5 protein-coding genes are annotated in these 12,157 nt (G+C 50.3%); all 5 read right to left on the bottom strand.

The window, feature by feature from the left end; translation table 11 throughout:
- Positions 1 to 246: 246 nt before the first annotated feature.
- A complete protein-coding gene (locus C7972_RS12860; RefSeq protein ID WP_258364844.1) occupies positions 247 to 1,395 on the bottom strand; it encodes a gliding motility-associated C-terminal domain-containing protein in 1,149 nt (382 codons plus the stop codon).
- Positions 1,396 to 1,607: 212 nt separating this feature from the next.
- Positions 1,608 to 3,044: a hypothetical protein gene (locus C7972_RS12865; RefSeq protein ID WP_110356589.1), complete on the bottom strand. Its 1,437-nt coding sequence runs from the start codon at positions 3,042 to 3,044 to the stop codon at positions 1,608 to 1,610.
- A 25-nt stretch (positions 3,045 to 3,069) separates the two neighbouring features.
- On the bottom strand, positions 3,070 to 3,789 hold the full coding sequence (locus C7972_RS12870) for a hypothetical protein (RefSeq protein WP_110356590.1): 720 nt from the start codon (positions 3,787 to 3,789) through the stop codon (positions 3,070 to 3,072).
- Entirely contained in the window at positions 3,786 to 4,496 is a 711-nt protein-coding gene (locus C7972_RS12875) for a hypothetical protein (protein ID WP_146216320.1), read from the bottom strand. Before C7972_RS12875 ends, C7972_RS12870 begins: the two co-directional genes overlap by 4 nt.
- Before the next feature lie 3 nt (positions 4,497 to 4,499).
- A partial coding sequence (locus C7972_RS24315) for a collagen-like protein (protein ID WP_110356592.1) occupies positions 4,500 to 12,157 on the bottom strand: 7,658 nt, incomplete at its 5' end.

The following is a 12,157-nucleotide window of genomic DNA, read 5'->3' on the forward strand; positions in this document are numbered from 1 at the left end:
TACCCCAAAAATTCTGCCACGTTTTACATTGAATGGATAATTTGCCATATAATTTGGGACCTATGGATAAAATTGAAATTATAAAGTTACTTAATTTCTGCAAGATTTGGTTCGGACCGGGGTGGAATTACGACAAAGGGTAAGGGGGTGTAAGGGTAGCAGGTTTCCTTGGACAAGTAATACTTTACTGTTGTTCTACCCTGATAAAAGGGGACAACAAATAGGCGTATGCAACGGTCCTTTAAATTAATTCTCCGAATTTTGGGACAGGTACAAATAGCCCTGATGTTTTATTTTTAAATTGTTTAAGGTTATAATGTAAAAATATACCCCCGAGGATAGTCCTGTATCGCCATTGACCAACATATTTCGGTTGGAAATCCCTTCAAATTCGTTGTTATAGTTTTCTTTGTAATAAACCAAAACACCATATCTATTAAAGATTTGTAGTAGATTGTTGGGAGATTCCTCTATGCCGTCAATTACCAGGTAATCGTTGGTGCCATCCCCATTGGGTGTTAAAAAATAATTGCCCAATTCTATGGTGGTAAGGCTTTCATTTAGATCAAGGGCCCCACCAATTGTAATTATTTCGTAATCATTGGGAACAAAGGTATCCGAACTTAACGATCCAAAGGAAGACTCCCCTTGCAAGTCCGAATTTCCCAGGTTCATCCATTTCTGTTCACTTTTACTCCAGCCTACCACTATAAGGTCACTAATATACTCTCCAAGATTACTTATATTGCTCCTGTTATCCCAGCTCAAAGTAACTGTGCTAGGGGTGTCTCCTTCCAAGCGCCAAAATTCCTCCTTGCTAACTACAGCTACATTAAAATCCCTAATGCCCGGATCAAAATTTTCATTGAAACTGGATAGTTTATCCTGCCCTACATAGAAATAAGCGCATTTGGCCAAGGCATTAACGCTTTCCGAAGTTATGGTCAAGGGACGAACACGGCCTTCATCGCCAACGGGAAAAGTAAAACTGTCCTTATTGGCAATAGCTCCATAACCGTCAATTTTGGTAGTGTTTCCCTCTCCTACATAAAACGAATCATCGGAAAAGTTTAAGTATACGTTGGAGCGGTCCCTAGGTGTAAATACGTCTCCGTCTATAAAGTTGAAATTATTAAGTATCCCAACGCTTGTTTCAAGATAAAGTCCGTCATTCACCGCCACCTCGGAATCATAAAAAACAGGGGTAAAGCCTCCCGAGATGGTCAAGGGGTCCTTATCGCTATAAAAGCCCACCAACCCTAAATTTTCATCAAAGGTGCCATCGTTTATGACGTCCATATGGAAACCTACCTTGGCGGTTTCATGGATTTGAATATTGCCATAGTTATGTACTGCATCCTGTGCATTACCTAACAATACACCTATGAATATCATTGTAATAAATATGTTTTTAATACAGTTCATAAGGTTTTGGAAATATGGGTGACTTTAGCATTGTTTGTTGTGTTTATCCAATTATTTGCTTTTAACTCTTACCTGGCAGGCCATTTTTTCATGATATATCATTTTTGAGCTGCCTAAAGCTTATAAAACTGGGTATTTCCTGATTAACTTCACTGGGTACATGTTCAATATTTTTTAGTTCGTTACAGTTTATAAAATGAGACACAGTTACAGCTATCCCCAATGCCCCTGGGAGAAACCCTGGATCCTCTTATGGTGGTACTGTCATAGGCCCCTAGTGCCTGTGTGCTTCTAAATATATGGTTATAGGTACCATTCCCGTTATCTATAACCTCATGGGTATGGTTGCCTAAATTTAGGTTTGGGATGGTATCATAGGGGACATTTTCAACTACGATCCTGTAATCTATTGGGGAATTGGTCCTATTCCCGAATTGTAATTGAAATCCGCTGTTCCATTGATCCTGGAAGGTATAAACGGTTAAATCTGTGGTCAAGGTGCCGTCAGGGTCACTGCCTCCATTTCCGTTCAGACCGCCCAGGCGATTGATCAATTGCCATTGGGTCCCGTCACTCTGTAACCAGATAACGGTTTTGGGAGTTAATTCGGTAGTTGGATCCCCCAATTCATTTATATAGGAACCAACGGTCAAAGTTTGCTGTGTAATATTTTTTAAGATGTATACTCTACCCGTTGCTCCATTTGCCGCGGGGAGGGTAATGGATATATTGGAATTTATCACCACGGTATGATGGCTTTCGTTCAGGCTTAGATTACTTCCGGCAGTGGTAATGGCGGTAGATAGGGAGCCGTTTACCTGTAAGGTTGAATTGGCAAGCGATCCGGTATTGACACCTACCCTGGGCAGTGCATTTTGGGAATCGGTACTTCCCTGTACCCGGAAAAGTTCTTTGAGCAATCCATCCCTATAATCATATCGTTTAAAGATAAAGGGTTCCGCTCCGTCGTCGCCGATAATAAATTCTACCTCTCCGTTATTTGAAGTGCCGGCAGATCCGATCTCAAATAAATCGGTTCCGGCAGCACTGCCCTTAAGTCTAAAATTACCATCAGAATTTGTAAAGAACATAGGTTTGTAAAAAGATGCCCCATCCGCCTGGAATTGAAGGGCAGATACACCATTGTTCCCTTGTAGGTAGGTTAAATACTGATTTTGGTCCGTATAATCCGGATAATTTTGAACCAATCCAAGGGTTTGCCTACGACCAAATTTCAGAATGCTGGTATTATTGGACCTAATGTCCATGGCCACATCATTTTTAGTTCCTAAAAAAGAGGCTCCTGCAACTGCCGTATTCCCGTCCAACAACCAGTTGTCATTGGAGGGGGCTGTCCAATTGGTTCCATTGTAAAAGTATATTTTTTTATCTGTGGTATTGTAGAGCATGGAGCCCGTAATAGATCCGCTGATTGCATTCATCTCCGTAGTGCTGGCACTATGCAGCCCCAATAGTAATTCCGGGTCTATTTGGGCCTGGGTTACAAAGGAGGTAGCAAAAAACAATACAGCCATAATATAAGCGTATACCACACGAATCCTTGGATTAGTGGGAGCGGTATTATTTTTGGGAATGGTAGGATCAATTCTTTTGGTCATTGGTTACAGATAGATTTATTTTGAATTATACGCCTAGATATATAAAGGTATTTGCTACCAAATAAGGTTGATACTGTTCGAAAGGCTGATCGGAACCTCCACTGCTAACATTTACAGTATGGGTGTGGTTGCCCGTGGTATTGGTATTGTTACTTCCTCCACTAAGCAAAATATTCCTATAGGCATCAGCACTATGTCTGATGGATTCCCAGGAAAAATAGCCCGAAAAGTCGTGATTGTGGTTGCCATCATTACTTGTGGAACCACTAAAGTTTACATTGGGCAAGTTGGCCTGGGTTAGGGTAGTGCTAGCTTCTCCCCCTATATCGCCAGGGCTTTCCCCCGATTTTGGATGTTTTAGGACGCGGTCCGTGGCGTTGGGGAGATTTCCTGTAATCCCTATGCTATTGGCTGCACTGGCTGCGGAAGTGGAGAGGCTGGTTAACGATCTTCCATTAAGTAAATACCATCCACCGTGATCCGTAGCTTGGAAACTGTGTTTTGTTCGTCCAATTTCCGGTCCGTTTCCACCAACCAACTGCCAAGTTGTTCCATCATAAATATATAGGTTCTTATCGGCTAGATTAAATACCAAAGCTCCGGCGGAGGCACCGCTTATACTGTTCATGCCGGTACTATTGGCTACGGAATGAATAGTAACCAATTCCTCGGCGCTCGGCGTTTGTGCCCTGGAATAGGGAAACACCAAAATGATTATCAGAAGAATTAATAAGTTATGTTTCATTCGCCTAAATAAATTAATGTATTTACCACAATAAAGGGTTGGTATTGGTTTATGCCACTGGATGACCCACCACTATTTACCGTAAAACTGTGATCGTGATCGCCGTCTGTGCTGGAGATGGTTCCACCTCCTGCCAATAATAAATTTCTGTAGGCATCAACATTGTTTCTTATTCTCTCATCACTAAAATAACCGGACACGCTGTGGTTATGGTTCCCATTGGCTGAGGTGGTTCCAGAAAAATTTACATTGGGTAAATTGGCCTGGGTCAATGATATTTGATTACTACCTCCAGTGTTACCAAGACCTTGACTCCCGTTACTTTGTTTAAGGACCCTATCTTGGGCATTGGGCAGCCTTCTTCTAAATCCTAAGGCTGAGGCAGCCGTTCTGGCATTGGAGGGCAGGCTATTGATTCTTCTTCCATCCAGTACGTACCAACCACCCTGGTCCGAATTGCCAAAACCTGTCTTAATATCGCCTAGGTATACATCCGTTGTGGCTTGGGTCCATTGAATACCGTCATAGTTGGTAAAGGAATTGCTAGTGCTATTGAATGCCAAACTACCTGTATTGGGACTGGTAACACCAGCCAATTCAGTGGCATCAAGGTTGTGCACGGTCAACAGCAGCTCGCCATCTACCTGGGCCTCTATGGCCATAATACAATTAAATAATATGATCAGGTTAAATATTCTCTTCATCATTTCTTAAAAATCCAGAATCATAAACATAAATTCAGAATTAAATCTTACCCGGTTGGACGCTCCATTGTCATTATCCCCAATTATGACTTCAAAACTGGAGGATGTCTGATTAATGTATCCTATGCCTGGGTTGTCGTTACCAGCTCCATTACGGTCTGGTTGGGTCAATTGAATAATATAATTATCAGTGGAGACCATACCGGAGGGAAGGTTAACCCTATAATGCCCTTTTCCGGATAATTTGGTTACCGTTATTCCTGCTGTTGCTTTAATAATTCCACCAGCTGCCGATATTTTTCCTATAGCTTTGATCATATTATCTCCTTGGGGTCCCGTTGGTCCTGCTGGCCCTGTTGGTCCAGTGGCCCCATCGGTTCCGTTGGTGCCAGCGGCACCGGTTGGACCGGTAGCACCGGTATTTCCTTTATCTCCTTTAGGTCCAATGGCACCATCAATACCATCAGATCCTGCTGGACCCGCTGGTCCGGTAGCTCCCGTATCACCTTTATCGCCCTTGGCTCCAGTTTCACCTTTCTCGCCAGTAGCTCCAGTTACGCCTTGTATACCTTGGGCACCAGTAGCACCTGTATCTCCTTTTTCGCCCTGGTCGCCCTTGGCTCCGGTTTCTCCTTTTTCACCAGTAGCACCGGTTACTCCCTGAATTCCCTGAGGACCAGTAGCACCAGTAGCACCTGTGTCTCCTTTTTCGCCCTGGTCGCCCTTGGCTCCGGTCTCACCTTTCTCTCCTGTAGCTCCAGTTACGCCTTGTATACCTTGGGCACCAGTAGCACCTGTCTCACCTTTTTCGCCCTGGTCGCCCTTGGCTCCGGTCTCACCTTTCTCTCCTGTAGCTCCAGTTACGCCTTGTATACCTTGGGCACCAGTAGCACCTGTCTCACCTTTTTCGCCCTGGTCGCCCTTGGCTCCGGTCTCACCTTTCTCTCCTGTAGCTCCAGTTACGCCTTGTATACCTTGGGCACCAGTAGCACCTGTCTCACCTTTTTCGCCCTGATCGCCCTTGACTCCAGTCTCACCTTTTTCGCCAGTAGCACCGGTTACTCCTTGTATACCTTGAGGGCCTGTGGCACCTGTCTCACCTTGGTCTCCCTTGGCTCCGGTCTCACCTTTCTCGCCAGTAGCACCGGTAACCCCCTGAATTCCCTGAGGACCTGTGGCACCGGTTACTCCTTGGATTCCCTGAGCTCCTGTGGCCCCTGTGTCTCCTTTTTCACCTTGGTCGCCCTTGGCTCCGGTTTCACCTTTTTCACCAGTAGCGCCGGTTACCCCCTGAATTCCCTGAGGTCCTGTGGCACCTGTATCTCCTTTTTCGCCCTGGTCGCCCTTGGCTCCAGTCTCACCTTTTTCACCAGTAGCCCCGGTTACTCCTTGAATTCCCTGAGCACCAGTAGCACCTGTGGCACCTGTATCTCCTTTTTCGCCCTGATCTCCCTTGGCACCGGTTTCACCTTTCTCGCCAGTAGCGCCGGTAACCCCTTGGATTCCCTGAGGGCCTGTGGCCCCTGTATCTCCTTTTTCACCTTGGTCTCCCTTGACTCCAGTCTCACCTTTTTCACCAGTAGCGCCGGTTACGCCTTGAATTCCCTGAGGACCAGTAGCACCAGTAGCACCTGTGTCTCCTTTTTCGCCTTGGTCTCCCTTGGTTCCGGTCTCACCTTTCTCGCCAGTAGCGCCGGTTACTCCTTGGATTCCCTGAGGGCCTGTGGCACCTGTGTCTCCTTTTTCACCCTGGTCGCCCTTGGCTCCGGTTTCACCTTTCTCGCCAGTTGCTCCGGTAACCCCCTGAATTCCCTGAGGTCCTGTGGCACCGGTCTCACCTTTTTCGCCCTGATCTCCCTTGGCTCCGGTTTCACCTTTCTCTCCTGTAGCCCCGGTTACCCCCTGAATTCCCTGAGGACCTGTGGCACCTGTATCTCCTTTTTCGCCTTTCTCACCAGTGGCTCCAGTCTCACCTTTCTCTCCTGTAGCGCCGGTTACTCCTTGTATACCTTGGGCACCAGTAGCACCTGTGGCCCCTGTATCTCCTTTTTCACCCTGGTCGCCCTTGGCTCCAGTCTCACCTTTTTCACCAGTAGCCCCGGTTACTCCTTGAATTCCCTGAGGACCTGTGGCACCTGTGTCTCCTTTTTCACCTTGGTCGCCCTTGGCTCCGGTTTCACCTTTCTCGCCAGTAGCACCGGTTACTCCTTGTATACCTTGAGGGCCTGTGGCACCTGTGTCTCCTTTTTCACCTTGGTCGCCCTTGACTCCGGTCTCACCTTTCTCGCCTGTAGCGCCGGTTACTCCTTGTATACCCTGAGGGCCTGTGGCACCTGTATCTCCTTTTTCACCTTGGTCACCCTTGGCTCCGGTTTCACCTTTGGCACCAGTCGCTCCAGTTACGCCTTGGATTCCCTGAGGACCTGTGGCACCTGTGTCTCCTTTTTCACCTTGGTCTCCCTTGACTCCGGTTTCACCTTTCTCTCCTGTAGCGCCGGTAACTCCTTGTATACCTTGAGGGCCTGTGGCACCGGTTTCACCCTTGTCACCTTTTTCACCAGTAGCACCGGTTACTCCTTGGATTCCCTGAGCTCCTGTGGCCCCTGTATCTCCTTTTTCGCCTTGGTCTCCCTTGGCTCCGGTTTCACCTTTCTCGCCTGTAGCGCCGGTTACCCCTTGGATTCCCTGAGCACCAGTAGCACCTGTGTCTCCTTTTTCACCTTGGTCGCCCTTGGCTCCGGTTTCACCTTTTTCACCAGTAGCGCCGGTTACTCCTTGAATTCCTTGAGGGCCTGTGGCACCTGTGTCTCCTTTTTCACCCTGGTCGCCCTTGGCTCCGGTTTCACCTTTTTCACCAGTTGCTCCGGTAACCCCCTGAATTCCCTGAGGTCCTGTGGCACCGGTCTCACCTTTTTCGCCCTGATCTCCCTTGGCTCCGGTTTCACCTTTCTCTCCTGTAGCCCCGGTTACCCCCTGAATTCCCTGAGGACCTGTGGCACCTGTATCTCCTTTTTCGCCTTTCTCACCAGTGGCTCCAGTCTCACCTTTCTCTCCTGTAGCCCCGGTTACCCCCTGAATTCCCTGAGGACCTGTGGCACCTGTATCTCCTTTTTCGCCTTTCTCACCAGTGGCTCCAGTCTCACCTTTCTCTCCTGTAGCCCCGGTTACCCCCTGAATTCCCTGAGGACCTGTGGCACCTGTATCTCCTTTTTCGCCTTTCTCACCAGTGGCTCCAGTCTCACCTTTCTCTCCTGTAGCGCCGGTTACTCCTTGTATACCTTGGGCACCAGTAGCACCTGTGGCCCCTGTATCTCCTTTTTCACCCTGATCACCCTTGGCTCCAGTCTCACCTTTTTCACCAGTAGCCCCGGTTACTCCTTGAATTCCCTGAGGACCTGTGGCACCTGTGTCTCCTTTTTCGCCCTGGTCGCCCTTGGCTCCAGTCTCACCTTTTTCACCAGTAGCCCCGGTTACTCCTTGAATTCCCTGAGCACCAGTAGCACCTGTATCTCCTTTTTCGCCCTGATCTCCCTTGGCACCGGTTTCACCTTTCTCGCCTGTAGCGCCGGTAACCCCTTGGATTCCCTGAGGGCCTGTGGCCCCTGTATCTCCTTTTTCACCTTGGTCTCCCTTGACTCCAGTCTCACCTTTTTCACCAGTAGCCCCGGTTACGCCTTGAATTCCCTGAGGACCTGTGGCACCGGTTACTCCTTGTATACCTTGAGGGCCTGTGGCACCTGTGTCTCCTTTTTCACCTTGGTCGCCCTTGGCTCCAGTGTCACCTTTGTCACCTTTTTCACCAGTAGCGCCGGTTACGCCTTGAATTCCCTGAGGGCCTGTGGCACCTGTGTCTCCTTTTTCACCCTGGTCGCCCTTGGCTCCGGTTTCACCTTTTTCACCAGTTGCTCCGGTAACCCCCTGAATTCCTTGAGGACCAGTAGCACCGGTCTCACCTTTTTCGCCTTGGTCGCCCTTGGCTCCGGTTTCACCTTTCTCGCCTGTAGCGCCAGTTACGCCTTGGATTCCTTGAGGGCCTGTGGCACCTGTGTCTCCTTTTTCACCCTGATCACCCTTGGCTCCGGTTTCACCCTTGTCACCTTTTTCACCAGTAGCGCCGGTTACCCCCTGAATTCCTTGAGCTCCTGTGGCACCTGTATCTCCTTTTTCGCCTTGGTCTCCCTTGACTCCAGTCTCACCTTTCTCGCCTGTAGCGCCGGTTACCCCTTGAATTCCTTGAGGGCCTGTGGCACCTGTATCTCCTTTTTCGCCTTGGTCACCCTTGGCTCCGGTTTCACCTTTGGCACCAGTTGCTCCGGTTACCCCCTGAATTCCCTGAGGACCTGTGGCACCTGTATCTCCTTTTTCGCCCTGGTCGCCCTTGGCTCCAGTTTCACCTTTCTCGCCTGTAGCGCCGGTTACCCCTTGAATTCCTTGAGGGCCTGTGGCACCAGTAGCACCTGTGTCTCCTTTTTCGCCCTGGTCGCCCTTGGCTCCGGTTTCACCTTTCTCGCCAGTCGCTCCAGTAACCCCCTGAATTCCCTGAGCTCCAGTAGCACCTGTGTCTCCTTTTTCGCCCTGGTCTCCCTTGGCTCCGGTTTCACCTTTTTCACCAGTCGCTCCGGTTACTCCTTGTATACCTTGGGCACCAGTAGCACCTGTCTCACCTTTTTCACCTTGGTCGCCCTTGGCACCGGTTTCACCTTTCTCGCCTGTAGCGCCGGTTACTCCCTGAATTCCTTGTGGGCCTGTGGCACCTGTATCTCCTTTTTCACCTTGGTCTCCCTTGGCTCCGGTTTCACCTTTTTCACCAGTAGCGCCGGTTACCCCCTGAATTCCCTGAGGTCCTGTGGCACCTGTGTCTCCTTTTTCACCTTGATCACCCTTGGCACCGGTTTCACCTTTTTCACCAGTAGCACCGGTTACTCCTTGTATACCTTGAGCACCAGTAGCACCTGTCTCACCTTTTTCGCCCTGGTCTCCCTTGGCACCGGTTTCACCTTTCTCGCCTGTAGCGCCGGTTACTCCCTGAATTCCTTGTGGGCCTGTGGCACCTGTATCTCCTTTTTCACCTTGGTCTCCCTTGGCTCCGGTTTCACCTTTTTCGCCAGTAGCGCCGGTTACACCTTGAATTCCTTGTGGGCCTGTGGCACCTGTATCTCCTTTCTCGCCCTGATCGCCCTTGGCTCCGGTCTCACCTTTTTCTCCTGTAGCACCGGTAACTCCTTGGATTCCCTGAGCACCAGTAGCACCTGTGTCTCCTTTTTCGCCCTGGTCGCCCTTGGCACCGGTTTCACCTTTCTCGCCAGTCGCTCCAGTAACCCCCTGAATTCCCTGAGGGCCTGTGGCACCTGTATCTCCTTTTTCGCCTTGGTCACCCTTGGCTCCAGTTTCACCTTTTTCGCCTTGATCGCCCTTGGCTCCGGTCTCACCTTTCTCGCCAGTAGCGCCGGTTACGCCTTGTATACCTTGAGGGCCTGTGGCACCTGTGTCTCCTTTTTCACCTTGGTCGCCCTTGGCTCCGGTCTCACCTTTCTCGCCAGTAGCCCCGGTAACCCCTTGGATTCCTTGAGCTCCTGTGGCACCGGTTTCACCCTTGTCACCTTTTTCACCAGTAGCTCCGGTAACTCCTTGTATTCCTTGTGGGCCTGTGTCTCCTTTTTCGCCTTGGTCTCCCTTGGCTCCAGTCTCACCTTTCTCTCCTGTAGCTCCAGTTACGCCTTGTATACCTTGGGCACCAGTAGCACCTGTCTCACCTTTTTCGCCTTGGTCGCCCTTGGCTCCGGTTTCACCTTTTTCACCAGTCGCTCCGGTTACTCCTTGTATACCTTGGGCACCAGTAGCACCTGTATCTCCTTTTTCACCTTGGTCGCCCTTGGCACCGGTCTCACCTTTCTCGCCAGTAGCACCTGTCTCACCTTTTTCACCTTGGTCACCCTTGGCTCCGGTTTCACCTTTTTCACCAGTAGCACCTGTCTCACCTTTTTCACCCTGGTCGCCCTTGGCACCGGTTTCACCTTTCTCGCCAGTCGCTCCAGTAACCCCTTGGATTCCCTGAGCACCAGTAGCGCCGGTTACTCCTTGTATACCTTGGGCACCAGTAGCACCTGTGTCTCCTTTTTCACCTTGGTCTCCCTTGGCACCGGTTTCACCTTTTTCACCAGTAGCGCCGGTTACCCCCTGAATTCCCTGAGGACCCGTGGCCCCTGTGTCTCCTTTTTCACCTTGGTCACCCTTGACTCCAGTCTCACCTTTTTCACCAGTTGCTCCGGTAACTCCCTGAATTCCCTGAGGACCAGTAGCACCAGTAGCACCTGTGTCTCCTTTTTCGCCTTGGTCGCCCTTGGCTCCGGTTTCACCTTTTTCACCAGTAGCGCCGGTAACCCCCTGAATTCCCTGAGGTCCTGTGGCACCTGTGTCTCCTTTTTCACCTTGGTCGCCCTTGGCTCCGGTTTCACCCTTGTCACCTTTGGCACCAGTTGCTCCGGTTACTCCCTGAATTCCCTGAGGGCCTGTGGCACCTGTATCTCCTTTCTCGCCCTGGTCTCCCTTGGCTCCGGTCTCACCTTTCTCGCCTGTAGCGCCGGTAACCCCTTGGATTCCCTGAGGGCCTGTGGCCCCTGTATCTCCTTTTTCACCCTGGTCACCCTTGGCACCGGTTTCACCTTTTTCACCAGTAGCTCCGGTTACACCTTGAATTCCCTGTGGACCAGTAGCACCTGTCTCACCTTTTTCACCTTGGTCGCCTTTGGCTCCGGTCTCACCTTTTTCTCCTGTAGCGCCGGTTACCCCCTGAATTCCTTGAGCTCCTGTGGCACCTGTATCTCCTTTTTCACCTTGGTCACCCTTGGCACCGGTCTCACCTTTCTCGCCTGTAGCGCCGGTTTCACCCTTGTCACCTTTTTCTCCTGTAGCTCCGGTTACTCCTTGTATACCTTGGGCACCAGTAGCTCCGGTTTCACCTTTATCTCCTTTCTCACCCTGGTCGCCCTTGGCTCCGGTTTCACCTTTCTCTCCTGTAGCCCCGGTTACCCCCTGAATTCCCTGAGGACCTGTCGCACCTGTATCTCCTTTTTCGCCTTTTTCACCAGTTGCTCCGGTTACTCCGGTTACTCCTTGTATACCCTGAGGGCCTGTGGCACCTGTGTCTCCTTTTTCGCCCTGGTCGCCCTTGGCACCGGTTTCTCCCTTGTCACCTTTTTCTCCTGTAGCTCCAGTTACTCCTTGTATACCTTGAGGGCCTGTGGCACCTGTATCTCCTTTTTCGCCTTGGTCTCCCTTGGCTCCGGTTTCACCTTTCTCGCCTGTAGCGCCGGTTACCCCTTGAATTCCTTGTGGGCCTGTGGCACCTGTGTCTCCTTTTTCGCCTTGGTCGCCCTTGACTCCAGTTTCACCTTTCTCGCCTGTAGCGCCGGTTACCCCTTGAATTCCTTGAGGGCCTGTGGCACCTGTATCTCCTTTTTCGCCCTGGTCTCCCTTGGCTCCGGTCTCACCTTTCTCGCCAGTAGCGCCGGTTACGCCTTGAATTCCTTGAGCTCCTGTGGCACCTGTATCTCCTTTTTCACCTTGGTCACCCTTGGCACCGGTCTCACCTTTCTCGCCTGTAGCGCCGGTTTCACCCTTGTCACCTTTTTCTCCTGTAGCTCCGGTTACTCCTTGTATACCCT

The sequence above is a fragment of the Arenibacter sp. ARW7G5Y1 genome (assembly GCF_003201775.1).
Lineage (GTDB): Bacteria > Bacteroidota > Bacteroidia > Flavobacteriales > Flavobacteriaceae > Arenibacter.

Bases quoted from the DNA above. Each gene is read 5' to 3' on its own strand.
- C7972_RS12860 (WP_258364844.1), bottom strand. From the start codon at position 1,395: ATGATATTCATAGGTGTATTGTTAGGTAATGCACAGGATGCAGTACAT.
- C7972_RS12865 (WP_110356589.1), bottom strand. From the start codon at position 3,044: ATGACCAAAAGAATTGATCCTACCATTCCCAAAAATAATACCGCTCCC.
- C7972_RS12870 (WP_110356590.1), bottom strand. From the start codon at position 3,789: ATGAAACATAACTTATTAATTCTTCTGATAATCATTTTGGTGTTTCCC.
- C7972_RS12875 (WP_146216320.1), bottom strand. From the start codon at position 4,496: ATGATGAAGAGAATATTTAACCTGATCATATTATTTAATTGTATTATG.